Origin of the sequence: Rhodococcoides trifolii (assembly GCF_014635345.1) — a bacterium.
GTDB lineage: Bacteria > Actinomycetota > Actinomycetes > Mycobacteriales > Mycobacteriaceae > Rhodococcoides > Rhodococcoides trifolii.
Genome location: NZ_BMCU01000009.1, coordinates 1 through 25216 on the forward strand (window position 1 = coordinate 1; position 25216 = coordinate 25216).

Below are 25216 nucleotides of genomic sequence, written 5' to 3' on the forward strand. Positions count from 1 at the left end.
AAGGTGGGGTGCCCGGAAGAGGCGGCGTGGCGGGTGGGGTTCATCGACGACGAGGCGTTGCGCGGAGCCGGGGAGCGGCTCGTGAAGTCCGGGTACGGGTACTACCTGCTGGGTCTGCTCGACCAAGCTGGGTTCCCCTACGGGAACTGACGTCTGAAGCCGCCGTCACTCGCTTCCGTGAGTGCTGCAGGGCCCTCCACTCGGCCGGTCTTGAGTGATCGTTTCCAAGTGACCGCATTCCTCGAATCTTGCTGAGCCTTGTCTAACAACCAAAATGCTGCTCAAAGAATTTCGCGCACTTCACGTCGTGTTTCCTCCAGAATCCCGCGACTCGCGAACGTTACGAAAGGGCTGAGTGGATGCCATCAGCAAAACGAGTAACCATCGCCTCAACGGTGTATTTCCGCGCTTCGATTCGACATTTGTCGGCCATTTCGTTGAGAGCGCGACTGTTCGCCATCGTCTGAGCGACGATGACTGAATACAGAGCCATATCGTCGGGGCTTACGACGCAGGTGGAATCCTTCTCCAGGTACTCGAACTCTGGAGCATGAAAAGGCCAATCCGTCGTAATAATAGGCAGCCCAGCTGTCAAGCTGTCTACAGCAACCAACCCGACTCGCCCCGGTATCATTAGCACCTTGCTGGACCTGAACGCAAGTGCCTTCTGTAGGCCAAACACTGGTCCAACAGGTTTGATCCACGTGTCTATTTTCGCACGTGCTGCCACCTTGTGGCTATCGCTACCCGACCCTGCGATTATCAGTCGAAAGTTAGGGTTTTGATCGAAGATTCTCCGCCCAGACTCCAGTAAGAAGTCAATTCTTTTCGACTCATCCACGCCACCGATATAAAGTGCGGTCGCTGACGTCAGATCGTGTTGTAGTTTAAATTCCTTCAACTCAGGTTCAGTGACAGAGTCAAGGTCCGACTGCATTCGCTTTGTGTCAATTGAATTCTGTACCGTAGTAGTTCTCTGTCGCGGAAAACCCTGGTTCACTACGTGTTCGACACCTTGGTCGGTGTAACCAAAGAACCAATCTGCGGAAAGCGTCATCCGCATTTTTATTGCCTCTTCGATCTTGTGTGGCGCTGCTGTGTAAGTCCTCCCGTGCCCCCAGTACGCGATGCGGGTAAAGAGACGCGGAGGTGCGATCAATTGGTAGGTTTCCAGGTTGCGAATTGCTTGTTCAAGTACGAGCAAGTCGTAAGGCTTACTTTGGCGGAGTGTCGCGAGCGACTTGTAGGTCAGCACACGATCTCCAACCTTGATGAATCGTGTAGGTAAGAGTTTGGCGTGTTGACTAGTCGAGGAATCGTTCCGAGCTTTCCACTCCGGTGGCGTGTCTCCAACAAAAACCTTCAGATCGACATCTCGGTCACGAAGTACTTGGCCTAGCAGGTCAAAGAACGGAACTCGGTATTGAGGCAGCCAAGGGTGAATGATGGCCACTGAAGCGCGGGAACCCCTCATGCGTCCCCAAACCTTAAAACGTCGGGTACCGCCAAGCGTCTTATCCCCCTACGAGCGAGTGCTGCCCAATGTGCCCGAAACTCGTCTTCAGTGAAGCGATACTTAACTCGGCGGGCAGGAACCCCTGCAACAATCTCGTTTTCCGGTACGTCCTTTGTCACGACAGAACCAGCCGCGATTATCGCCGAATTTCCGACTGTCACGCCTGAATAGACAACGGAATTGAACCCGATCCACACGTCGGACCCAACAATAGTCTTACGGGAGAGGCTCGGATTATCCCCAACCCAACTGGCGGAACGGACCGGTATGCCGACCTCTTGGTAGTCGTGATCACGCTTGCCTACGATTCCCGCACCGTTGGCGATCAACGTTTCGTCGCCAATCTCGCCGTCTACCTGAACAGTGACATGTTTACCAATATAAACATTGTTTCCTATCGCCAGATGACTCGGCGCCCATACGATCGAACCTGGTCCGACGTGAAGAGTTCGATTAAATTTAACGTTAGCGCGAATCGAAAGCCGTCTCATAAGCGCTATCTTAATCGGGCTAATCACGATTTCGTTCTTCTCATCGCATTTGACAGAACAGCAATCAAAAAGCGGATGTTTCCGAACACGTATCGTCTCCAAAGACGTTTCGGTTCAGAGCCAAGCCGATAAAGCCACTCAAGCCCGCCGTTCTGCATCCATTTGGGCGCTTCCTTGGCTGTCCCCGCGACAAAATCGAACGCGGCTCCAATGCCGACACAAGGTCTTGACGACAGCTCGGCTAGCCGTGCGGCGGCGAAATCCTGCTTGGGAGACCCAAGCGCAACCCAAACTAGATCCGGGTTGGCGGCGTCAATGGCAGTAGCGGAGTCTACGTAGAAGTCTTGATCCAAGGGTCCGAAGTTCGGAGCAAGAGTCCCGGCGACCTGGATACCGGGGTACAGAATCTTGACTTGCTCTACCAGCCGCGTCAAAGTTTCATCGGTTGTCCCCAGAAAAAAGTGACTGACTTCTTTCACCCGACCTTTATCTAGAACCTTCAGGAAGAGCGACGGCCCTCGGACGCGACCTGGGCGGGTCGTTGCGGTCCGGCGTAGCCGCATCGCCCAAACGACCGGAGATCCATCTGGGAAGTTGATACCGCGTCCACGAAGGAGCCGGTTGTACTCCTCACTCTTGGATGCGTGCGCGACGCAGTACGCGTTGGCGAGCCGTACTGGGACGGCCTCCTGGTTCACGGACAGATTGACCACGGTGCCGACAGCCGAACCCAATGTCGTCACTTCAAACGGAACTGTTCCTACCGTTATCCGCGCGTGCCGATCTGTTCCGACACCATATTGCATCCCGACTCCTCGTTACTCGACTATGCTAATGAGCAAAGACCGTGTCGCAGATATAGCACAGTTGACCCAAGGTGATCCCGCAGCCAGCATGGGTGATAGTAGGCTTTCGAACCGATCGGTGCCACCTCAACTTCCGGAACCGCGGTCAGTTTTGGTCCTGGGTCGGATTTGCGGCTTGCTGCACTGTCAGATTCATAAGTTGTCACGGGGGGCTTTACCACAATCGCGCAAGTCCCGCACGCTGAGGCGAGACAACGCAATTACCGTTTGGCCAACTGGGCTTCCGAAGTCGAGTTACGCTACCTCGGGTACCTAGGTATCGCATGACAACCATGTCCGTCTAGTTTAGAACAGTGCACTTCCGTAGATGGTCTGTAGCGCGACTGGAATAGCAACAAATCAAGTTCTCAGGTGATAGCCCTTAAGCCAGGCAGGAATTCCGTCGGACCCCGCGAGATGGGGCGGGGTTGAAGAGGGCGATCGCCGAGGAAGTCACTGGATCAGGCGCCTTAATCTGTCGGGGGATGTTGATTTATAAGATTTCTATCCATTAAGGCCATTTTCTGAAGTGACTACTTCTGCCCCGCGCCAATGGGCTCGCCGTTCAGCGGCGAAACGATGGTTCGGTCGTGTGCCGACGCGGCACCGGCACGACGCATACCAGGATTTATAAGATCCGCACAGCAGGACACCGGCAGGCAGAAGACCTGCTTCGGGCCAATCGCCCAAATCTGACGTATTGATTGATGTCGAGGCAAGCCGAGCGATTCATTCCTGAAGCGGCTGCGTGTTTATCGACCCAAAGCGGGTTCTTGTTCTACCGCAGGGACATTCGGAGCTTGTAGTTCTCTTGAACCGGCCTGTGGATCGCTATGCTCCACACAACAGCGCCTAGCCGTATGGGGTAAACCACATGCTCGATGTTCTCGAAGATCAGCGCCGAGTGCATGCGAAGGCGAACAACCGTGCCCGAAACGGCAGGTTTCGCCCCGACATTCAGGGTTTGCGCGCCGTTGCGGTCATCCTCGTCGTACTCGACCATTTGTGGCAATGGCCGGCAGGCGGGTTCATCGGCGTCGACGTCTTCTTCGTGATCTCCGGGTTCCTGATCACGGGACTGCTGCTCAAGGAGGGGAGTGGCACCGGGTCGGTGTCGATCGCCAACTTCTACCGTCGGCGCGCGCGCCGGATCCTGCCGGCGTCGCTGCTGGTGCTCGCCATTACCGCCACGGCGTCGTATCTGCTTCTCCTCACGGATCGTGCTCAGGGGGTGCTGACCGACACGTGGTGGTCACTGGCCTTCCTGGTCAATTGGCATCTCGCGGCGGTCGGCACCAACTACTTCGAATCGTCCCAGCCGCCGAGCCCGCTGCAGCACTACTGGTCCCTCGCCGTCGAGGAACAGTTCTACGTGGTGTGGCCACTCGTCATCGCTGTGACCCTTCTCGTTCTGGCCAAGCTGCGCTCACGAATGAGCTTGAATGCGTTGATCTTCGGCCTTGGAACCGCGGTCATCGTCGTCTCGTTCGCGTGGGCAGTGTTCCAAACACATTCGTCGCCGACCAACGCGTACTTCTCGACGTTCTCGCGAGCGTGGGAGCTAGCCGTCGGAGCGGTTGTCGCGGCTGCTGCGCCGCTGTTGCTGCGGATGGGAACCACGGTGCGCAACGCGCTGGCCGTTCTCGGACTGGCCGGCATCGTCGTCTCGGCGGTGATGATTTCATCCGACATGGCGTTCCCCGCTCCTGTCGGCGCAGCTCCGGTGGTTGCGGCTGCGCTGCTGCTGGCGTCGGGTGTGGGGAGCGGGTCCGTTGCCGCGTCGTGGCCGCTCACACTCACCCCCGTCGTCTACATCGGATCCATTTCCTTCTCCCTGTACCTGTGGCACTGGCCGGTCATCGTGCTGATGGACGCGGTGATGGCGCGAGGGGTCGAGTTCTACGTTGTGGCAATAGTGCTCATGGCCGTCCTGTCGGTAGCGAGCTACCACTTCGTCGAACAGGCTGTTCTGCAGTCGACTTTTCTTACTCCGGCAGAACATAGGCCGCGTGAAGGACGGCGCCGGCGTCGGCGTCGCATGTTCCGGTTGCGGCGCCCGCGGTTTCATCGCGGCACGTTCCTACCGGGGCGCGACACGCAGTTCGTCGTTCTGGCGGCAGTCTCGGTGTTGTTCGTGTGCCTTGCCATTGTGGCGTTGAACCCGAAGGTCGACTCGACCGCGCCCGTCGCCACACTGGCTGCGCCCACGGCCAACCAGAAGGACCCGCTGGCTGCAGCGGTGGCGGATGCGCTGAAGTCCAAGACGTACCCGCCCTTGAACCCGTCGTTCGAGAACATCACCGCCGACCGGGCGCCCGAGATGGATCCCGCCGCAGGCTGCCTCAACCCGGTCGATTTCAGTGACCCCAACCAATGCGTCTACGGCCCCGCAGACGCACCGAACACGGCCATGGTGGTGGCCGATTCGATATCCATCAGCTGGATGCCGGGTCTACGGGCTTCGTTGGAGCCCAGAGGCTATCGCCTGCACGGCGTCGGTGGTTCGGGATGCCCGTTCGCGGACGTGGACATTGCTCTGCCGGACAATCCCGAGAATTCGGCGCGGTGTAACGAGGGCCGAGCTCGGATCTACCGGCAGATCAACGAGACCAAGCCGTCGCTGGTCATCGTGTCGGGTACCGTCATCGCGTTCCAGAGCCTCGCGAGCGGTAACAAGGACGAGCAGGCTCAGGCCGAATGGCAAGCGGGCAACGAACGAGCGCTTGCCGAGATTGCGCCGAGCGGTGCGCGCGTGGTGTTCCTTGCTCCGAACCCACCCGGTCCGTCCCCGACGGGATGCATCACCCGTGTGTCGGCCCCGTCGGACTGCGTCATGGACATTCCAAAGGACTGGCAGCTCAAGGTCCTCGCCGAGAAAGCGGCGGCCGCGTCGTCCGGGGCGACCTTCGTCGACACCAGCAGTTGGTTCTGCGACGCCGGCGTCTGCCCGATCTTCGCAGCCGGCGCACCGATCAGGTGGGACGAACAGCACCTGACCGCGACGTACTCGCGTCTTCTCGCCCCCTACCTCGAGCGGGCCATCCTGGGATGACGGCACTCACGCAGAATTGAGGCTGCGACCGTTGCGGGCGCAGTGCAAAGGTGCAGCTGGAACAACTTTGTCGACGTACTGCGAGAGCGCGGTGTCGTATGCGGCGCAGACACGGTCCCAGGTGTAGATGTCCTGCGCGCGGTCTGCGGCGCCGCCGCTCAGCATCTCCTGCCGTTCCGCGTCGGTCATCAACTCTTCGATCGCGTCGGCGATGGCGGGGGCGTTGGGTTGAACGAAAACAGCGTGGTCGCCGAGGACCTCACGGTTGTACACGGTGTCCCGTGCAACGACCGGTGCGCCGCACGCCATCGCCTGTACGAGGGCGGGGTTGGTACCGCCGACGCTGTGACCATGGAAGTACGCCCCGGCGTTCTCCCACAGCGAGAACAGCATGTCGTCGTTGCTCACGTGGCCGAACCAGGTGACCTTCGGGCACTCGCGTTCGAGTTGTGCCACGCGGTCGTCGATTTCACCTCCATACCCGGAGGAACCGACGATCACCACCTGCCATTTCCGGCTGAGAATGCGTGCGGCATCGAGGAATTGGTCGATCGTGTTCTCCGGAACGAACCGAGCGACCATCAGCGCGTACGTGCGACGGCTCAAGCCTTCGACGACGTCGCCGCGCTGACGCACTGCGCCGCCGTAGGGGATGAAGACTCCGCTACGACCGCAGCGCGCTTCCCACCGCTTGCCGAGTTCGACCGAGTCGTAGACCAGATCAGTGGCGAAGCGGGCGGTCAACGATCCTCCGACTTTGAATACCGATTTCGCTGCGCGGCCCCACTTCTCGCGCTCCCACTCGATACCGTCGACGTTCACCAGAGTGGGAACCCCTCGTGCTTTCAGTAGCGGAAGCCAGAATCCGTTGGCCACGTTCATCACGAGCGCGACGTCCGGTCGCTCGATAGCCGAATGCACCGACGACGTGAGCCCATAGGACAGCGTGCTCAGCGATTTGGTCTCGACCCCACGAGTGATCACCGACCGGACGCGCGAGTCGATCGCCGGATCTTCGGAAGCCACACCCTCGGGCCGTCCATAGACAGTGACATCCCAACCGTGCTGGGCCAAGTAGGGGGCCAGAACGCGTACCAAGGTTTCGAAGCCGCCGTAGTAACTCGGGTAGCCGCGAGTGCCGATGATGCTCACGGACCGTGTCATTACTTTTCCTTAGGCTGGACCCGACGTGCATCGATTCGAAGCAAAACGGTGGAACGGATACCACTCGAGGTTAATCGAGAGTGCAGCTGATTCGGATCAAACTGCCGGGTTGTATGGCATCCGACACCCGCAGTCTTCTGAAAGAAAATACGTGTTCCGAATTGAGCGCTGTCGACGGGTGAATGGTCTGCAATATCGGATTTACCGGGCTGCTGGTCAGGTGACGTCGGCCAAAATTCGGTGGACTTTTGCGTTGAACGCGGACGTGGTGAACTGCTGAAGCACGGGAGACGTGGGGTCGACCCGGATGAGATCCTGCAATCCCGTCAGGTCGGGCTCGGCGAGATCTACCGTGATTCCGAGCGCGCGAACTTCCTCGGGGAATCCGTCGAACGCGAAGGCCGTACCGACTACGGGGACGCCCCGCGAGAACGATTCCAGAACCTTGACCTTCATCCCCCCGCCGAGGTCGATCGGAGCCAGCGTGACGTCGATCTGTCCGTAGTAATCGTTCAGGTTGTCCACGTGACCGAGTGCGATAACCCCCGGCCTCTGTTCCAGGGCGTCCGAACCCGAGCCCGCCACCACCACACGCCAACCCGAGTCCACAAGCCGAGGTAGCCAGGAATCGATGACAGTTCGGTACGCCTCACGGTTGGGCCAGTATTCGAAGTTGCCGATGAGGCCGGCGACGTTGGGTTCGCCGCTGGCGCGGGGAACGGTCTCGAACGAGTCGTCGGCGATCGGATTTGGCAGCCAGACTGCATCTCTGTGGCCATGTGCGACCAGTGTCTTCCAGTCCGACCACCCCGCCGCGGTCACGACGTGGGCTGCGTTGCAGTACTTGTTCTCCCGAGCTCGAAGCCATCGAGACTGTGTTCGAGAGGCCATTTTGCTCAGCCCCGTTCGACGGTCGGCTTCCCTACGACCGAACTCGCTCCAGATGTCCATGAAGTCGAGCCAGAACACCGAATTCCGCGGATCGACGAACTGAGCCTGAGACAGGACGCTGGTGACCGTCAGTGATGGTTCGAGCCGTCGCACTTCGGTGCCCAACGCGGTCGATCGCTGCCCGAGCTCGGTGGGGAGCGGGAGGAAGTGCCGTTTGGCCGCGCTTGCGGCTTGTCGGGACGACGCCAGGCGGCCCATCGCCGGCCTGCCTTCGTTCCGACGGCTTGCGTCACCGGTCGGATACACGCACTCGACGTCGAATCCGCACTTCTCCAGTGCGCCGATCATTGCCCGAGTCCGTAGCGTGCCGCCGTCCCGTTTGATGTAGGGATCGGTCAGCGACAGCAGTGCTGCCTGTTTCATCACTTTGTCCAACCGTCGAAGCGAATCCGTCCAGGTCGATCCAAACCTACTGGACGTGCGCCACGCAGATCGAATTGTTTCGAGCCGATGAAACCATCTTTATCGGGTGCCGGTTCGACCACGAATGTCGAGTAATTCAAGGTTAGTATCAGTCGTCACCGCGGGGGCTTTCGTGAATTCCGTAGGTTTGTTTTTCACCGAAAAGGAGACACATAACATGACCGGCGCACAGAAATGCATGGGCGGCTGCGTCGAGCAGGCGAACATGAGCGCCGAAATCGCCTTTTTCCCGGTTTGCCGATGACGACGACCAGCGAGAGGCCGGCCACGTCGGTATGGAAGCTTGTTCCCGCCACCATCACCCGACGCCCGGGCCGGCATGCCGCTGCGCTGCAGCGGCCCGCTGCGCCGCGCGAAGAGCCGAAAGACGCCCCGTCGCGTCCTGGTCAGCCACTGCTGTTGCTGTCCATCTTCCTCATCGCGTTCGGTTTCCCGCTCGGGTTCGGTTTGACGAGCGCAGTCTTCCCGGCCGTGATGTTCCTGCCGAGGTACGTCCGCGAGGTGGGCAACAGCAAGTTCGTTGCGTTCGTGTACGTCGGCGTTGCTGCGATGGTCGTGAACGGTCTCGTTCTGCATCTGTCCGACGTCGATGTCACCAGCATCGCCACCGCCGGATTCGTTACCGAGTTCACCGTGGTGCAAATCCTGTGTATCGGCTTCATCGTGTGGGTGAAGCGTTACGTGGACGTCACCCTCATCCTCGTCGTCTACGCGATCGGCCTGTTGCTCAATGCGGTGCTCGTCGCGGGGCTGTCGTTCGGAGACTTCAAGTACACCCTGTCCACGCCGCTGATTCTCTTGGTCGGCGCCCTGGCCGGAAGCAAATGGTATGCACCGCTGGCGTTCTTCGCGGTCGGCGCAATCGGTATGGCCAACGGTGCCAGAAGCTTTGCCGCGTTTGCCATCGCTGCGCCTCTGCTGGTGATCATCGGTAAGTTCTTCGTCTCGTCTTCGCGTCGACGAGGCGTGGGTCGTCGCGTCATCCTGACCTTCGTGTGCGGCGGAGTGGGGTACGCGCTGTACACCATCGGCACATCGCTGTTGCTGAGCGGAGCGCTGGGCGAATACAACAGGCTTCGAACCGTTCGTCAGCTCAACGAAACCGGAAGTTTGATCGCCAGCGCTCGACCGGAATGGTTCGCCACCTTCAATCTGATGAAAGACGATCCGTGGGGCCGAGGGCCCGGCGCGGTACCCGACGCTCACGATCTGAGTGTGGCCCGCGACGGACTCGATTCGGGAGGTTTCCTCGGCGGAGGCGACTACGTCACCGTCTACATGTTCGGTGGACGATACGAGCTGCATTCCATCATCGCCGACCTGTGGCTGAGCTTCGGCATCTGCGGATTGATTGTGGGTGTGGTGATTCTGCTGTACATCCTGCGCAGCACCGTCTTCGAACTGACCTCGCAGACTGCTCGGCCCATCACGGTGTTCCTGATGGTGGCATCCACGTGGTACCTCATGTTCGGGCCGTTGACCTCGAATCTGCCGTTGGTCTGCCTCACCGTCGCGCTCTGCATCTCGACCGACATGGGCGTACGAGCGAGACGCAAGGCCGATCACGCAGCGATGCACCCGTGAGCACTGCGCCGCCGTCGATCGCCGCAGTGGTGGTCAACTACAACACCACCGACGACTTGCGGGCGTGCGTGACGGCACTCGCAGACTCCGGTGTCCAGTCGATAGACGTCTTGGACAACTGTTCGACGGACCTGGCAGCGGTCGACACGCTGCGCACGATGACACGGGTGCCCGGCGTCGACTTCCGGGCGCACTTCTCCGACGTCAACTTGGGCTTCGGGGGTGGAATCAACCGGCTCGCGGACGGGGTCGGTGACGTCGACTACCTGTGGATCGTGAACCCGGACGTCGTGGTGACCCCGCACTCGGCCAAGGTCTTGGTGTCGAACATGCGCGAAGGGGGTTTCGACCTGGCTTCACCGGTGATCGAGACGGGTGAGCCGGGCATGTCGGAAGTGTGGTTCGCGGGCGGTAATCTCCATGTAGCGCAGGGCCTTTCGGAACATATTCTGACACCCCCGGCATCAGCCACCCAACCGGCGACGTTCCTGACCGGCGCGGCTCTGTGCGTGAGCATGTCGGCGTGGCGGGATCTCGGCGGTTTTCGCGACGAGTTCTTCCTCTATTGGGAGGATGCGGACCTGGTGCTGCGCGCTGCGGGCCTCGGGTACACGGCCGCGGTGGTCTCGGCCGTGACCGTCTGGCATCGGGTCGGGGCGTCCGGTGAGCACGGGGGCAAGTCGGAGAACTACTACTACTTCATGAATCGGAACCGGTTGATTCTGTGCGGAGCGGGCGGACGACGACTCGACGTCCTCCTGGGGCATGGGTGGCGTTTCACCTTGCGGCTGTTGGCTTCTGCGCTCCGAGAGCAGAGAGGTAAGCGACGCAAGTTGTTTCGCAGCCTGCGAGGAATCTTCGACGGTCTTCGTTATCGAGACGAGCGGGTGACTCCATGATCGAGTCCACGATCAGACGTACTGTGCTGCGCGTCGCGCGCAAGTACAAGGGCGAGTCCTATGCGATCGATGACGCCATGCCGCCGGCTGCCCTGCTGGACATGGTGGGGTCGCGGGTCGTGATGAAGCTGCGGGGGATAGCCCGGTTCCATCGCATCGGCGGCGCACCCTTCGTAGGAAGAGGCGCACGCATCAAATCGCGCGGCCTGATCGGTCTCGGAGCCGGGGTGACCTTTGCCGAGAGGTCGTTCGTGGACGCCACGAGCCGAGACGGCGTGGTCCTGGGTTCGAACACGAGCCTCGGCAAGTACACCCGCATCGAATGCACTGGCAATGCAGCAACTCTGGGGAAGGGGTTCGTCGCCGGTGACAACGTGGGTCTCGGATCGGATTGTTTCTACGGTGCGGCAGGAGGCATCACCGTCGGTACGGACACGATCGTGGGGAATTACGTCTCCATGCATTCGGAGAACCACGTGAGCGAGCGCATCGACGTGCCCATCCGGACGCAAGGCGTCACGCACGTCGGCATCTCTATCGGCGCGGACTGCTGGATCGGTGCCAAGGCGACCGTGCTCGACGGAGTGGTTGTCGAGGATCATGTCATCGTCGCGGCCGGGTCGGTCCTCACCGCGGGCAGGTACGAGGCGGGCTCCGTCTACGCCGGTGTTCCGGCGCGATTGATCAAGAAGCGCGAGCAGTGACGACCGTCCTGTTCGTCCACCCGTCGCCCGATCTGTACGGATCAGATCTTCAGCTTCTCGAAAGTGTCTGTGCGGTAATAGAACAGGGGTATCGAGCAACGGTCGTGTTGCCTTCGGCGGGTCCACTCGTCGACCGGCTCGAGGCCGTCGGTGCGACGGTCGAAGTCATGCATTTTCCTGTGCTGCGAAAAGCAGTGATGACTCCTGTAGGCATCGCCAAGTACCTCGTCGATTCGATACGGTCCCTGTTGCGGATGCGCTCGGCTATCGCCCGTATCGACCCGATCGCGTTGTACGTCAACACGATCACCATTCCGGCATGGATCCTGGCGGGGCGCCTGTCGCGCCGGTACACGGTGTGTCATGTCCACGAGGTGATCGATCACCCCAGACGAATGGTCCGTATGGGACTCGCGGCTCCACTGCGCCTGGCGAGTCGAATCGTGTGCAACAGCGAGGCGTCGCGGCGATCGGTATGCGAGACGCGACCGCTTGCACCGCGAGAGATCGACGTCGTCTACAACGGGGTCCGATCGCGGGATGCGGTGGTCGAGCCGGCACGGTACGACGGGGAACTCCGGATCGTGCTGGTGGGACGGATAGCGCCTCGTAAGGGAACCGACCTCGCGGTCGACGCGCTCGCGCTCGTCCGGCAGCAGGGCGTCGATGCGCGCCTCACTCTGTGTGGAGACGTTTTTCCAGGTTACGAGTGGTACGAGCAGGACGTGCGTGAACGGGCAGAGAAGTCGGGCGTCGGCGACTTCGTCGATTTCCTCGGGTACGTCTCCGACACGGGAGTTGTGCTGCGGCAGTCCAACATTGCGATCGTACCGTCGCGGCAAGAACCCTTCGGCAACGTGGCCGTCGAAGCGATGCTCGCGTCCCGACTGGTAATTGCGGCCGACGTGCAGGGCCTGCTGGAAATCATCGACGACGGGAGAACAGGCCTCCTGTTTCGGGCTGGCGACCCCGATGATCTGGCGCGTCAGTTGACCAGGGTGCACAACGACGAGGGCTTAGCGGAGCATGTAGTGGAGGCTGCCGCATCGACGGCAGGTACGCGGTTCTCGGTGGAGCGCTACCGCCGAGACATCGTGAGGTCGCTGCGCCTCGAACGACGACCGACTCTTCACTGAAACGGCAGGTGATAACGCAATTCGTAGTCGAGGTCGCGGGTGCGTTCTCCGATCACCTTTGCCGGCACGCCACCGACGATCGAGTACGGCGGGACGTCCTTGTTCACCAGCGCGGCCGCTGCGATGATGGCGCCTTCGCCTATCGTGACACCGGTCAGGATCGTGGCGCGCGTGCCGATGACGACCCGGTTGCCGATCGTGATGGGAATCAGCACGCTGCCGAAGTCCGAGCTTTGATGGTCGTGATGACCGGCGATGATCTGAACGTGTCCACCGAAATTGACGTTGTCCCCGATGGTGATACCTGATCTACCGTCGAGAAGAGCGTCGTTCCCCACGATCGTGTTGCGTCCGATTCGGATCTTCTCCGGTGCCTGCCAGACAGTTCGCCAATGAACGGTGGAGTGCTTGCCGATCTCCACTCGGAACACATGGCGATAACAGAACAACCGGAACTGATGCACGGGAACCCTGCCCACGAGAAAGGCCGCGAACAGCACAGCGCCGCGCAGGAATTCGCTGACTCGGAACTTGACGGGCGCTGGATGTGGCATCACCCGAGCTTAGTGGAGCAACAACCGGTTTCGTGATGTCTCCGGCTCGCAGATATGTTTGCGCATCGACCGTCGACGAACCGCTTAACCTGTTTCGCGTTCGGTCTCGAAACTGTCCGGTTCGATGTCCGGACGGTAGCTTCGACGTGCGGAACCGGACAATTACTCGATCTCGTGCGATATCCGAGTGCTCCGACCGCGCATCGGCTCGAAATAGTGGAATTCCCGACCGTTTCATCGACCTGTGCGTGTTAGCTTCTTCTCGTTGTTGCATTCGCACAACGCAATTGGAGATTCGGTAGCAACTGTCGGGGTGTGCTGTCGCCGGTTCTCGGTCCAGAACGGGAGAATTCATGCACCGCCCCCGGCGCTATCAACCTGTCATGATCATCGGAATCATCGCGGCTGCCTTCTTCTCGCAGGCGGCCACGTCCAACGGTGCGACCCCGACTGCGTGGTGTTCGGCCCGGTCGGGCGCAACCTCGACCGGCAACTCTGTTTTCGCGTGCCGAAGCGATGCGACGTCGACGGCCACGGGTACGTGGGACCGAACCAATCCGGCGTCGCAATTCCCCAGCGCAGTGGTCACTGCCGTCAACAACTCCACGGCCGCCCTGACGCTGTCCGGTGGATCCACGGGAACGGTCACCTCCAACACGAACGCCAAGGCGACCGTGACTGCGTCCGATCGTTCGTTCGTGTCTCTCGCCTCGCTCGCAGGTGCGACGTCGACCGTGACGGCCGACAGAGGTTCGATCGTGTCCGGCCTTGCGTTCGGTGCGCAGTTGCAGATGGCGGCCGACTTGTCCGCGCGCATCTCGGCGACTGTCAATTCCGGGTCCGTCGTCGACGCGAAATCCCTGAACGCAGCCATCGTGAACATTGCAGCCGAACTGGGTTCGACAGTATCCGTAGACGCTTCCAACGGTTCCCAAGTCGACGTGACAGCGACTCAGTTCGGCAACGTGAATGCCTCCGCGACAGGCGGATCGAAGGTGACGGTCGATGCCGAGCGTGGTGGCCGTGTGCAGGCCAGCGCGAATGGGGGATCGGTTCTCGATCTGTCCGCGGACGCCGGCGGTATGGTGCAGGCGCGCGCGGAGAGCGGTGGGCGCGCGGGGGCCGAGACTGTCGGCGGTAACGTGACCACCAGCGTCAACGGTGGGTATGCGGTCACGAACGCTTACAACAATTCGGTCGCGTCGTCGACGGTGAACGGCCGCACTGCGCAGTCCGTCGGATACGCCTTCGATGGGGCGTGGCTCTCGACCACCACGTCCTCCGATGGAGCATCTGTTCCCACCCGTACCTACGGGCTCGTTCTCGGTCAGGCGCAGCTTCAATCGGTTGCCTACGGCGCCAACTCCAGCAGCGCCGCGGAGGTCTACGCAGTCTCGTCCAACCCGAATGCGCCGCGCGCCAATGTGTTCGCCGGTTCGAACCTGGGAGGCACCACCTCCGTGTTCGGCAACCTCCGTCCGGGCGATTCCATCACTGCGATCTCCGGCGGGGCGAACAGCAAAGCCTATGTCTACGTTGACAACACGTTCAACACAACGGTGGTCGTGACGGTCACGGCAACCAACGGCGGCACCGCTTATGTATCGACCGAAACCGGGACGTTCGGTTGCTACGGCGGCACCACCTCGGTTCGGTCGGCGTACGGCAATTGCGACAGCAACGGGTCCGTCACGACCATCACGTACGCGAACGGAACCAAGCAGACACTCAACAACCCGCAGGTTCCGACGAATTTGCAGGCTCCCGTGTCGAACGACTACTACGTGCCGCCGATCACCGGGGCGGCCGCACCGACTGGTTCGTCGGCTGCGCGCACGCTTGCTGCTCAGTCCACGACCGTGGCGGCGGACAGTGACACATCGGCTGTCGCGACGAAGTCCGAGCCGTCCACCAAGCACGAGTCGAAGGCGGCCGAGTCCACCACAGCGAAGGTCACGAAGCCCGAGGCAGAAAAGCCGGTCGTCGAACCCGTCCCCGCGCGTCCGACAGCGCCGGTCGTCTCGGAGGTCGCGTCGGCTCCGGCGGTCGAGACACCCGCTGCCGCCGACACAACGGCGGTCGACAAGACGGAGAAGCCGGCTGCTCCCACCTCATCGGTGTCGGCCCCGTCGAAGACCAAGGACATGGCCACGACAAAGGACGCGGTGTCGACCAAGGATGCCGCGGCGACGAAGGACGCAGCGTCGACCAAGGACGCAGCGTCGACCAAGGCTGTCACCGACTCTTCTACTACGAAGTCCGACTCGGTCACCAAGGTGGCGTCGGCCACCAAGACGGGTGCGACGCCGTCGCCAACAGGAAAGTGAACCGAAGAATGGTTTCGAAGCATTAAAGAGCCGTTGGGTTTGCTTCGGGGTCCATAACGGGCGACAATCGGACGATGAGTCTGATTCGGATGGTCATGACGGCCCTCGTGGTGGATCGCCGCACGGTCACTGCTGCGCCGTGCACTTGCGCAGCCTGCCGCTACACCCGCTGACCGCAACGACGAAGCCCGGACGACATCACGGTGTCGTCCGGGCTTCGTCGTGTCCGGTAAGGGCTAGGTCCGAATGGAGTCGACGTGTTCGCGGTACCACTCGACCGTCGAGGTGATGCCCTCACGCAGTCCGATACCTGCCGTCCACCCCGACTCGGCCAACTTGCTGACATCGAGCAGCTTTTGTGGAGTGCCATCGGGTTTGGTTGTGTCCCACTCGATCTGGCCCGTGTAGCCGACCACATCGGCAACCACGTTCGCGATTTCCTTGATCGTCGAGTCCTCGCCGGTGCCGACGTTGACCTGATCGGGACCGTCGTAGTGCTCGAGGAGATGCAGGCACGCCTCGGCCATGTCGTTCACGTGGAGGAACTCGCGGCGCGGTGAACCGGTGCCCCAGTTGGTGACGGTGTCGTGGCCGTCGCGGCGAGCTTCGTCGTAGCGGCGTATCAGCGCGGGCAGCACGTGCGAGCCCTCGGGTGAGAAGTTGTCTCCCGGTCCGTACAGATTGGTGGGCATGGCCGAGATCCACGGAAGACCGTATTGGCGCCGCACGGCCTGGATCTGCAGAATGCCGGCGATCTTGGCGATGGCGTAGGCGTCGTTCGTTTCCTCGAGATGCCCGGTCAGGAGGTATTCCTCCTTGATGGGTTGCGGGGCCAGCTTCGGGTAGATGCACGAGGATCCGAGGAACAGCACGCGTTCGACGTCGTTCGCCAGAGCCGCGTCCAGCGCGTTGACCTGCATGCGCATGTTGTCGGACAGGAAGTCGACCGGGTAGGTGTTGTTCGCCAGAATGCCGCCGACCTTTGCTGCGGCCAGGACCACGTACTTGGGCTTGGTCTCGGCGAAGAACTCGAACGTGGCGTCGCGGTCCTTGAGGTCGAGTTCCTTCGACGATTTGCCGACGAGTCGGCCGAAGCCCTGCTCACCCAGCAGACGCCAGATTGCGGATCCGACGAGCCCGCGGTGCCCGGCGACATAGGTGACCGCGTCGCGGTCGAGCGGAGCTGGTGTGAACGTCTCCGTCATTCCCAGCCCGCCAGCGACACCTTGTCGATCCAGTGGCGACCCTCGTGCTTGAGCGCCTCGATATCGGCGTCGACCATGATGCGCGCGAGCTCGGGGGTGTGCACGGTCGGCTTCCATCCGAGCACACGTTCTGCCTTGCTCGCGTCGCCGACGAGGGCGTCGACCTCGGTGGGTCGGAGGTAGCGCTCGTCGAACTTGACGTGCTCTTCCCAGTTCAGGCCGGCGTGCTCGAAGGCGACGGTGAGGAAGTCCTTGACCGTGAAGTTGCCGCCGGTGGCGAGAACGAAGTCGTCCGGCTCGTCCGCCTGCAGCATGCGCCACATTCCCTCGACGTACTCGGGTGCATAGCCCCAGTCGCGAATGGAGTCCAGGTTGCCCATGTAGACGTTCTTCTCGAGGCCGGCCTGGATGCGTGCGACCGCGCGGGTGATCTTGCGGGTCACGAATGTCTCACCGCGACGGGGTGATTCGTGGTTGAAGAGGATCCCGTTGACGGCGAAGATGCCGTACGCCTCACGGTAGTTCTTGGTGACCCAGTAGGAGTAGACCTTTGCCGCGCCGTAGGGGGAGCGCGGGTAGAACGGGGTGTTCTCGTCCTGGGGCGGCGGGGTGGCGCCGAACATCTCGGAGCTCGATGCCTGGTAGAAACGGCATTGCAGTCCTGCGAGACGCACGGCCTCGAGCAGTCGCATCGAGCCGACGCCGGTGGTGTCACCGGTGTGCTCGGGTTCGTCGAAGCTCACGCGCACATGCGACTGTGCGGCGAGGTTGTACACCTCGTCCGGTGCAATCTGCGACATCAAGGTCACCAGGCGGGCGCCGTCGCTGAGGTCTCCGTAATGGAGGAACAGGCGTGCGCCCTCGTCGTGCGGGTCCTCGTACAGGTGATCGATCCGTGCAGTGTTGAACGTCGACGAACGTCGAATCAATCCGTGGACTTCGTAGCCCTTGGACAGCAACAACTCCGCGAGGTAGGAGCCGTCCTGGCCCGTGATTCCGGTGATCAACGCACGCTTCATATGGGGCTCCGCACTCAATTCTGGGTAATGGTTCGACTCATCGTGATCGGTCGGTGCTGACCGGGATGTTACCGATTCTCCCGCATTCGGCGTCGATCGTGACGAATCCGACGTCTGCCCCGGCCGCCGAAAACATACCTGCCGTCGGTTCCGGGTGCACAGTCTGCTCGGTTCGTCGCAGGTGTAACGAGTCACCGATCGGGGCCGACGTCCTTGTCAGACGTGAGGGTTCTTTTCGGGAGGCAATCTTTGCGCGCGTGTCCCACGAATACGCCATGGCACACGCTGGCCGATTACCGATTACCTGGAGACCTTCTTATGACGAGCCCGAATCCCGTCGACCCGGACGATTCCGAGGCAGACCGGTTCTTCGTCAGCCCTGCAGTCGGCAGTTCGGTCAGGTCGCCCCGTCAGACGTGGCAGCGTTCGTACGTCAAACAGGCCTTGATCCTCGACATCTCGATTGTCGCAGCCGCGGCGGGTTTCGCCTTCTTGGTCGACATGGGGGGCAAGACGTCGGTCGGTCCTGGTCAGTCCATCTCGATGGCCGTGCTGTGGACGCTGTTCCTGGCCGTCCTACGAACTCGCGACACCGCCATCGTAGGAAACGGTTACGAAGAGTACCGCCGGGTCATCACCGCAACAGCCGCACTCGTCGGCGTGATTGCGATCGTGGCGCTGTTCCTTCAGGCGGGTATCGCTCGCGAGTATCTCGTGCTGTCCTTTCCGACTGGACTCATCGGATTGGTGCTCGGACGACATTTCCTCCGCCGCCGCCTCGCGCAGAGCCGTGGCCGCGGCGAGAACGTCAACGACATGATCGTAGTGGGCACAGTGGAGTCCGTCCGGTCACTCAGCCACCGCTTCGACTCGACCGCGTCCGCTGGGTATCGAGTCATCGGCGCGTGCGTTCCGAACTACGACGGTGACACGCTCGTCGTCGGCGACCGCATCGTTCCAGTCTTCGGGGATCTGTCGTCTCTCGATTTTGCGATCACCACCACCACGGCCACCGCAGTTGCCGTCGCCTCGACCGAACAACTCGGGTACGAGGGAATGAAGAACCTGGCGTGGAAGCTCGACAACCACGACATCGACCTCATCGTCTCGCCGGGGGTTGCAGATCTGTCGGTGCCTCGTATGCGGATCGAGCCGATCGACGGACTCCCGATTCTGCAGATCGGACAACCGTCGTTCGAAGGCGCGCACGTAGCCGCGAAGTCCGTGTTCGGTTTCTTTCTCGCGTCGTTCGGCCTGGTCGTCACCGCACCGGTCTTGCTGGCCGCGGCCATCGCGATCAAGCTCGAAGACGGAGGACCGGTGTTCTTCCGGCAGCGTCGAGTCGGGCGCGGCGGCAAAGTCTTTCGGATCTGGAAGCTGCGCACGATGGTCGTGAACGCGGACTCGATCGTCTCCGACGCACGGGACGCGGCCGGCCAGAACGAGTCGGTGTTCTACAAATCTGCGAACGACGCCCGCATCACCAAGATCGGCCGCTTCCTGCGTCGGACGAGCATCGACGAACTGCCGCAGCTGTTCAACGTGATCGCCGGGGACATGAGCATTGTCGGTCCTCGGCCCCTCGTCGAAGGCGAGGGCAGCAACATCGCCCACTTCATTCAGCGACGATCACTCGTCAAGCCGGGTGTCACCGGTCTGTGGCAGGTCTCCGGGCGGTCCGACGTGACCGAGGAAGAGCGAATCCGGCTCGACCACCTGTACATCGACAACTGGTCGCCGGTGCAGGATTTGGTAATCGTGTGGCGAACAATCGCCGCGGTCATCAAGTCCGATGGAGCGTACTGACTTGGTTTCGTACCGAATTCGAGTAACAAGCCAACGATTGGATGCGTATCGAGCGCGAAACAGGAATCAAAGCCTGATTTCTCGGAGGAAACTTTGCATCGATAATCTTCGTCAAGATCAACTCACCGTTATTATTTGATCATGGTCACCCGAATCAATTATGCCGGCGCACATTACGAGCACGAGGCGGTGACCGCATGACCGGGAAGAAAGAAAGACTGATCATGGCCGTAATCGTTGCGGTCGCTGTAGTTGCACTGATCGGGGCTCTCGTCTATTCGCGCACCCGGCCAGCGGTCAGCGCGGAATCGGATGTCACCAGCGTGCAGAGTCAGCCGAGTGCCACCGCGCAACTCGATCCCTCGTCGACCGATCCGGCGACCGTCCGTTTCGTCAAACCCGTCGACCGATCGACCCGGACCCTGTTCACCGGAGACTCGCTCACCGGCGGCTTCTATGCGCCGAGAGTCGCCGACGGCTTTTCCCCGCTGGTGGCCGCCGCTCTCGGCCCCGTCGAGAATCTCAGCGCATCACGCAGCGGCGCAAGTTTGACGACCGTCGCCGGCATCACGGAGGTGCCGGCAGACCTGGATCTCGCGGTGATCGAATTGGGTACCAACGATGTCGGCCTCAAAACGCCACTCGCAGAATTCGAATCGCAATATGCGGATCTGACGCAGCGAATTAGAACTGTTTCGCCTAACGCGGCGATAGTGTGCGCCGGCGCCTGGGGCAGTCCGACGGACGTCGACGGATACGACGCCATCATCGATCGTCAATGCCGAGATCAGGGTGGGTCGTTCGTCCGCTTGTCGGCCATGTTCGTCGACGACACGAACCGGGGACCCGCAGGTGTCACCACCGAAGCCGGAGTGAGCGACCTTTTCCACCCGAATGGTCTCGGCCATCGCCGGATAGCGGATGCGATTCTCTCTGAGATCGGCATTGCCTGACCGGCGATATGTTTCGCCGTGATCTACGCTCGTCAGACGCCAAAAGAACCGTGAAAAGCCCCCATCCGGCGGTTTAGCTGAATGGCGTAAATGGTGCACAGTTTTACTCAGCCCCGTATTCTTCTATCAAGCCTGTGAGTCGAGCTGCTCCTGCGCGCAGTCAGATTGGGAGATGCGTTGGTCACTGAGGCGACGCCGTCCACGGAACCTGTCAAGAGGCACAGGGTTTCGGCGCTGGACGGTCTCCGGGCGGTGGCAGTGATCGTGATATTTCTCCATCACGCATTGCCGGACACTTTTCCTGGTGGCTACTTCGGCGTCGACATCTTCTTCGCGCTGTCCGGGTACCTGATCACTGCGCAGTTGGTGCAGGAGCATGTGCGACGGGGTTCGATCTGGCTTACAGGGTTTTACATACGACGTTTCCTGAGACTGACACCGGCTTTGATGATCGTCGTCGTGTTCGCGCTCATCGTGCACGTTGCGGTCGGATGGGGTGCCAACCCGTTTCAGGCGGCGGCTGCCGCGACGTACTTGATGGACTTCTACCTCTCCCTGACGTCGCACTTCGGCGGATCGCTCGCCCATACCTGGTCACTCGCCGTCGAGGAGCAGTTCTACCTGGTCTGGCCTGCTCTGCTCATCCTCGGGATCCGCCTGCGTTGGCCGATGATCTGGGTGACGAGTTTCCTCGTCGTAGCTGCGATCGTGCCCACACTGTTGGTCGTCCGAGCAGGCTCGTATCAGATGGCGTACTACAGCCCGTTTGCACATCTAGGGGAGCTCGGCGCCGGAGTGCTCCTGGCGCTGATCGTGGCCAGCGATCGAACCTCAATGATCCGATGGACGAGAAGTTATGCGGTGCCCGTCGTCGCAGTCGGCCTGTTGACCGCGGCTTCGCTCGGCGCGGATCAGGAGTGGGCTTGGCAGTACTACGGCGGGTTCACTGCGGCAGGACTGGTGACCGCCGCAGTGGTCGCTCATTGCATTCTGCGGCCGGACTCCTACGTGACCAAAGCTCTGGGCAGAAGGACGATGACATGGATCGGTGAGCGCTCGTACGGCATCTACCTCTGGCACTACCCACTTCTGTACGTCCTGATCAGGTACGTCGACGACTGGGTTGCGTTGATTGTGGGGGGCGTTCTGTCCGTTGTTCTTGCTGCACTGTCCTTTCGCTACGTCGAGCAGCGGTTCAATCGAATCAAGGACACGAAATTCGCCACTCGCTGACGCCGGAGGTGCGCGTCTCGACCGGTTTCGCGGGACAATTGCGCTCGATGGTCGACAGACGAGATTCGTGCAGAAGAGCGCCGCGCTTCGCGTGGCTCAGCCTGGTGGCGGTCCTGGTAGTGGGTTGCGCGGAAAGCGAACCGCCACCGTTGGCGGTACCGCAGACCTCGCCGGCCGCCGCTGCCGTTGTGCCGTACACGCCCCCAACGGACGGGACGCCTCCGCGAGTGTTCTTTGCCGGCGACTCCCTGGCCGCAGGGTTCAATGCGACGACGCCGGAGAATGCATTCCCGGTGCTGGTCGCGAGCGGCCTGGGCGGGACGGTGGATTCGGAGCAGGATGCAGCTCCGGGTCAGACCCTGATCACCGTCAGCGAATCGTCCGAGATTCCGGCCAGGTTGGACCTGGCTGTCATCGAACTCGGCACCAACGATTTCGGCAAGACTCCAGTGGCCGACTTCCGCTCCGCCTACGTGTCGTTGGTGAGCCGGATCCGAGAGTCCTCTCCCGATGCAGCATTGGTGTGCCTCGGCGTGTGGGGTGCTGCCGGCGGCGATTACGACCTTTCGATCAAATCGTCCTGCGAACGAGAAGGCGGAGTGTTTAATTCGCTTGCTGCCGTCTATGTTCCGGAGCAGTACCGTGGGCCGGTGGGCGTGCCGGGGTTCACTGGTCCGTCCGACGATTTTCACCCGAACGACCTGGGGCACCGGATTATCGCGGGGACGGTGTTGGCGGCGGTGCCGAGGGGTTGAGGGCGCAATGGCCGTTCTTCATCCTGTTCGGGCAACCATTCCTGTCCACTATTCGACCGACAGACACATCGATAGCTTGTGGCTAATGTTACGCACGATACGTATGTGACTAGGTTCTGGAGCCCGCATGCTGAGACGGTCTGCATTGGTGTTAGCCCTGTTCGTGCTGCTTCCTGTCACGATGTCGGCCTTACCGACCGCACCTCAGGGACAAGCTGCCCCGGTAGCATCGGACGATCAGAAGGTGCTGGTCTTCGGTGCCGCGGACAACGGCTACGAGCGGACCAACACTGCTGACACCCTTCGAACGCTGGGTTCCAATGTGCAGGAAGAGTCATCGTTGCCTGACGATCTGTCCGCGTACAGCTCCGTGTGGCACATTTCGGCCTACGACCAGCTTGACTCACGGTCGGTCTCGGCTCTTGCGGCTTACATCGCTGCAGGCGGTAGCGTCTATGTCACCGGCGAAAGGCCATGCTGCGAACCTCTGAATAGCGGCGCTCAGAGTCTCAGCAGGCGGGTCCTCAAAGATCAGGACGTGACCATCGGCGGCCTAGGGGATATCAACGGACCGTTCACCTTCAATCCCAAAGCCAAGGGTGGTGCAACTACATCTCCCTACACCCTCGTCGATTTTACGCCTCAATCGCCTGGGGGGCTGTCTGGCATCGGAAACATTGATTCAGCGAACGTTTTTGCGTCGAACGGCTCCATTGCGGTCGGAGCCGTGTGGGACGAGTCGGATATGTCGCAGGGCAAGGGCCGATTGGCAATACTGATGGACATCGATTACTTGAAAGACGAGAACAGGACTCCGGTACTTGCGAATATTCAAAATTTTCTAACCAACGGTATACAGTGCTCGCCCAACTCAGGAAATTCGCTTGTCACGTGGACATCCACTTTACCGGCGAATTGCTCGGTTATCACTACGCCTCAACAGGTGGACTTTCGGGCATCGGTATCGCAAGGGACGATCTCACTGACCTTCTCATCGCCCGACATCGACCCGAAGTGCCAATACTTCGACGTCGCACCGACGTCAGCGGCGTTACTATGCGACTTAGAGAATGCCCCCGTTACGGGCGCTCGGTTTACGGTCACCGCGGAAACGTCCGAGTCGGGAAGATCCTCGCGCTTCTACACCATCTACCCGAAGAATGACCCACGCAACGTTCCCACCGGTCAGTCCGTCGCCTCGAACTGGTGGGAATGGCCTGACGCCGACGGTGATGGCTTGCCCGATTTGTGGGAGCAGGCCGGAGTTTGGGTGAAGAACAAGTTCGTTGATCTACCGGGGATGGGTGCCCTACCGGGCAGAAAGACCGTCTTACTGATGGTAGAGGCCCAGGCGGGGTTCGCGTATTCGGACCAGACGATTGACTACGTCAAGAAGGCGTTCGCGGAGGCGCCGGTAGGAAACCCGGCGTCGACGGATGGCATCGACCTCGTTGTCAAGCGTGGCAACGAAGGCATTCCCGCCTCGGTGATCGGTGACTTCTCAGATCTCGGGCGGGAGAACCTTCAGCGAATCTGCAGTTACAGCGGATTCGCGAAGAGCGAGCTCGCAGGAGGCAACGGAGTACCGCAGCTTTTCAAATGGATGCTGAATTGGGATTCGTTCGCTCGGGATGGCGGCACCCTTATCACCGGTAATTCTTACGTCAAAGCAGGCTTCGGGTGGACAAGTATCGAGAACGCGTTCAGGGGTGCCCATCCCGATATCAACGCGGCAGCAACGAAGTTCAGTCAGGCGGTGAATCTCATGCATGAGTTCGGGCATCAGCTCGGTCTCAATCATCATGGTATGGCCACGGCACCAGATAACGACCGCCGCTACAGAAGCATTATGTCGTATCCTTACAGCATCTATGGCGTACGATTCGCGCAACCAAATTCGAGTCGTACCTATGGGCGAATCGACTATTCACGTTATGCCGATGTGAACTACGACTGGCAACTCGGTCAGGCTGAAGGCAAGCTCACGTTGATGCAAGGTCAGTATGGCGAGGTGCCGGACTTCTATAGCAGGAGTTTCAACGAGGCCTTCCTTGTCGACGGCGAGGACAAAGGCGACGTGCACACTGACAGCGAAATGACTGCGGCGCTCGAGCCCACCTACTACGCAGATTTCGCTGGGGAATTCGGTTTCGAACCCACCTTGCAGTTTCCCGGCATCAAGGGGCCGCTTGCGTTATCGGTCGGGCCGCAGGGGTCGGCGACTGCTCAGTACGATTTGATGCAGGGTGGGAGCGGTCCAGCCAGCATCGAAGTTGTAACTCAGCCAGCGCATGGGACAGTCTCGGTCAACGGTTCTTCGCTGACTTACACCTCTTCGGGCCCGACAATTGAAGAAGATCGTTTCGAGATCAGAGCGTTCGACGGTAAGTTCGGTTCAGACGTTATTGAAGTCGTTGTGGCTGGACAGTCGACCCCCCCGGCCCCGAATCCGGGATCTGGATCCAGCGCCATTCCCTGGGGTTCGTAGCGCTCGATCCTGGGCGTGCCTAAGCGAGTGCCCCGCTTCCGGCAGACACCTGGTTGCAAACAATCGTCAAGTGGCACGTGATCGACCGAAACAGGCGACCGCCCGGTTTCC

19 protein-coding genes and 1 pseudogene are annotated in these 25216 nt (G+C 60.9%); 12 read left to right on the top strand and 8 right to left on the bottom strand.

The annotated features are described in order from the left end of the window. A pseudogene (locus tag IEW02_RS25545) lies at positions 1-150 on the top strand (glucose-1-phosphate thymidylyltransferase); the annotation flags it as partial. Between the two features lie 190 nt (positions 151-340). Here IEW02_RS25545 and IEW02_RS24330 read toward each other — a convergent pair. Genes IEW02_RS24330 through IEW02_RS24340 form a run of 3 tightly spaced genes read right to left on the bottom strand, consistent with a single transcriptional unit; the run spans position 341 to position 2813 of the window. Further along, positions 341-1453 carry a glycosyltransferase gene (locus IEW02_RS24330; RefSeq protein WP_188547933.1) on the bottom strand — a complete coding sequence of 371 codons (1113 nt, stop codon included), beginning with the start codon at positions 1451-1453 and terminating at the stop codon, positions 341-343. 17 nt (positions 1454-1470) lie between these two features. Then, the gene (locus tag IEW02_RS24335) at positions 1471-2007 is read right to left on the bottom strand and encodes an acyltransferase (protein ID WP_188547935.1); all 537 of its coding nucleotides are present in this window, start codon (positions 2005-2007) and stop codon (positions 1471-1473) included. A gap of 23 nt (positions 2008-2030) precedes the next feature. Further along, entirely contained in the window at positions 2031-2813 is a 783-nt protein-coding gene (locus IEW02_RS24340; RefSeq protein WP_188547936.1) for a WecB/TagA/CpsF family glycosyltransferase, read from the bottom strand. Between the two features lie 913 nt (positions 2814-3726). Between IEW02_RS24340 and IEW02_RS24345 the strand changes: the two genes are divergently transcribed. Beyond that, a complete protein-coding gene (locus tag IEW02_RS24345) occupies positions 3727-5904 on the top strand; it encodes an acyltransferase family protein (RefSeq protein WP_188547938.1) in 2178 nt (725 codons plus the stop codon). 6 nt (positions 5905-5910) lie between these two features. On the opposite strand, the gene IEW02_RS24350 is transcribed toward IEW02_RS24345, so the two are convergent. Together IEW02_RS24350 and IEW02_RS24355 are read right to left on the bottom strand one after the other, a co-directional pair. Then, positions 5911-7068, bottom strand: coding sequence for a glycosyltransferase (locus IEW02_RS24350; protein ID WP_188547940.1), 1158 nt, complete (start codon positions 7066-7068; stop codon positions 5911-5913). A 216-nt stretch (positions 7069-7284) separates the two neighbouring features. Beyond that, positions 7285-8382, bottom strand: a complete 1098-nt coding sequence (locus IEW02_RS24355; RefSeq protein ID WP_188547942.1) for a glycosyltransferase — start codon at positions 8380-8382, stop codon at positions 7285-7287. 300 nt (positions 8383-8682) lie between these two features. Here IEW02_RS24355 and IEW02_RS24360 point away from each other — a divergent pair, with 300 nt between their 5' ends. From IEW02_RS24360 to IEW02_RS24375, 4 genes are read left to right on the top strand one after another with little or no spacing between them, the layout of a single operon-like run. After that, positions 8683-10026: a hypothetical protein gene (locus tag IEW02_RS24360; protein ID WP_188547944.1), complete on the top strand. Its 1344-nt coding sequence runs from the start codon at positions 8683-8685 to the stop codon at positions 10024-10026. Further along, positions 10023-10925, top strand: coding sequence for a glycosyltransferase family 2 protein (locus IEW02_RS24365; protein WP_188547946.1), 903 nt, complete (start codon positions 10023-10025; stop codon positions 10923-10925). The genes IEW02_RS24360 and IEW02_RS24365 overlap by 4 nt, the downstream gene beginning before the upstream one ends. Then, entirely contained in the window at positions 10922-11629 is a 708-nt protein-coding gene (locus tag IEW02_RS24370; protein WP_188547948.1) for an acyltransferase, read from the top strand. The genes IEW02_RS24365 and IEW02_RS24370 overlap by 4 nt, the downstream gene beginning before the upstream one ends. Continuing rightward, positions 11626-12765 carry a glycosyltransferase family 4 protein gene (locus IEW02_RS24375; protein ID WP_188547950.1) on the top strand — a complete coding sequence of 380 codons (1140 nt, stop codon included), beginning with the start codon at positions 11626-11628 and terminating at the stop codon, positions 12763-12765. Before IEW02_RS24370 ends, IEW02_RS24375 begins: the two co-directional genes overlap by 4 nt. Here the strand turns inward: IEW02_RS24375 and IEW02_RS24380 are convergent. Beyond that, the gene (locus tag IEW02_RS24380) at positions 12759-13319 is read right to left on the bottom strand and encodes an acyltransferase (RefSeq protein ID WP_229746303.1); all 561 of its coding nucleotides are present in this window, start codon (positions 13317-13319) and stop codon (positions 12759-12761) included. The two genes, IEW02_RS24375 and IEW02_RS24380, sit on opposite strands and share 7 nt — an antisense overlap. Positions 13320-13702: 383 nt before the next feature. Here IEW02_RS24380 and IEW02_RS24385 point away from each other — a divergent pair, with 383 nt between their 5' ends. After that, positions 13703-15646, top strand: coding sequence for a ribonuclease E domain-containing protein (locus IEW02_RS24385; protein ID WP_188547952.1), 1944 nt, complete (start codon positions 13703-13705; stop codon positions 15644-15646). A gap of 236 nt (positions 15647-15882) precedes the next feature. On the opposite strand, the gene IEW02_RS24390 is transcribed toward IEW02_RS24385, so the two are convergent. Further along, entirely contained in the window at positions 15883-16851 is a 969-nt protein-coding gene (locus tag IEW02_RS24390) for a GDP-L-fucose synthase family protein (RefSeq protein ID WP_188547954.1), read from the bottom strand. Further along, on the bottom strand, positions 16848-17870 hold the full coding sequence (gmd, locus tag IEW02_RS24395) for a GDP-mannose 4,6-dehydratase (RefSeq protein ID WP_188547955.1): 1023 nt from the start codon (positions 17868-17870) through the stop codon (positions 16848-16850). The genes IEW02_RS24390 and gmd overlap by 4 nt, the downstream gene beginning before the upstream one ends. Before the next feature lie 318 nt (positions 17871-18188). Here gmd and IEW02_RS24400 point away from each other — a divergent pair, with 318 nt between their 5' ends. The 5 genes from IEW02_RS24400 to IEW02_RS24420 all read left to right on the top strand — a co-directional run bounded on the left by IEW02_RS24400 (position 18189) and on the right by IEW02_RS24420 (position 25105). Further along, entirely contained in the window at positions 18189-19676 is a 1488-nt protein-coding gene (locus tag IEW02_RS24400) for a sugar transferase (RefSeq protein WP_188547957.1), read from the top strand. A gap of 197 nt (positions 19677-19873) precedes the next feature. Further along, a complete protein-coding gene (locus IEW02_RS24405; RefSeq protein ID WP_188547959.1) occupies positions 19874-20629 on the top strand; it encodes an SGNH/GDSL hydrolase family protein in 756 nt (251 codons plus the stop codon). Between the two features lie 177 nt (positions 20630-20806). Next, positions 20807-21862: an acyltransferase family protein gene (locus tag IEW02_RS24410; RefSeq protein WP_268236784.1), complete on the top strand. Its 1056-nt coding sequence runs from the start codon at positions 20807-20809 to the stop codon at positions 21860-21862. Between the two features lie 47 nt (positions 21863-21909). Beyond that, positions 21910-22617 carry an SGNH/GDSL hydrolase family protein gene (locus IEW02_RS24415; protein ID WP_188547963.1) on the top strand — a complete coding sequence of 236 codons (708 nt, stop codon included), beginning with the start codon at positions 21910-21912 and terminating at the stop codon, positions 22615-22617. Between the two features lie 148 nt (positions 22618-22765). Continuing rightward, positions 22766-25105, top strand: a complete 2340-nt coding sequence (locus IEW02_RS24420; protein ID WP_188547965.1) for a zinc metalloprotease — start codon at positions 22766-22768, stop codon at positions 25103-25105. Positions 25106-25216 lie beyond the last annotated feature (111 nt).

Coding starts and splice junctions, on each gene's coding strand:
- IEW02_RS24335 (WP_188547935.1), bottom strand. CDS start 2,007: ATGAGACGGCTTTCGATTCGCGCTAACGTTAAATTTAATCGAACTCTT.
- IEW02_RS24340 (WP_188547936.1), bottom strand. CDS start 2,813: ATGCAATATGGTGTCGGAACAGATCGGCACGCGCGGATAACGGTAGGA.
- IEW02_RS24345 (WP_188547938.1), top strand. CDS start 3,727: ATGCTCGATGTTCTCGAAGATCAGCGCCGAGTGCATGCGAAGGCGAAC.
- IEW02_RS24350 (WP_188547940.1), bottom strand. CDS start 7,068: ATGACACGGTCCGTGAGCATCATCGGCACTCGCGGCTACCCGAGTTAC.
- IEW02_RS24355 (WP_188547942.1), bottom strand. CDS start 8,382: ATGAAACAGGCAGCACTGCTGTCGCTGACCGATCCCTACATCAAACGG.
- IEW02_RS24360 (WP_188547944.1), top strand. CDS start 8,683: ATGACGACGACCAGCGAGAGGCCGGCCACGTCGGTATGGAAGCTTGTT.
- IEW02_RS24370 (WP_188547948.1), top strand. CDS start 10,922: ATGATCGAGTCCACGATCAGACGTACTGTGCTGCGCGTCGCGCGCAAG.
- IEW02_RS24380 (WP_229746303.1), bottom strand. CDS start 13,319: ATGCCACATCCAGCGCCCGTCAAGTTCCGAGTCAGCGAATTCCTGCGC.
- IEW02_RS24385 (WP_188547952.1), top strand. CDS start 13,703: ATGATCATCGGAATCATCGCGGCTGCCTTCTTCTCGCAGGCGGCCACG.
- IEW02_RS24390 (WP_188547954.1), bottom strand. CDS start 16,851: ATGACGGAGACGTTCACACCAGCTCCGCTCGACCGCGACGCGGTCACC.
- gmd (WP_188547955.1), bottom strand. CDS start 17,870: ATGAAGCGTGCGTTGATCACCGGAATCACGGGCCAGGACGGCTCCTAC.
- IEW02_RS24400 (WP_188547957.1), top strand. CDS start 18,189: ATGACGAGCCCGAATCCCGTCGACCCGGACGATTCCGAGGCAGACCGG.
- IEW02_RS24405 (WP_188547959.1), top strand. CDS start 19,874: ATGACCGGGAAGAAAGAAAGACTGATCATGGCCGTAATCGTTGCGGTC.
- IEW02_RS24415 (WP_188547963.1), top strand. CDS start 21,910: ATGGTCGACAGACGAGATTCGTGCAGAAGAGCGCCGCGCTTCGCGTGG.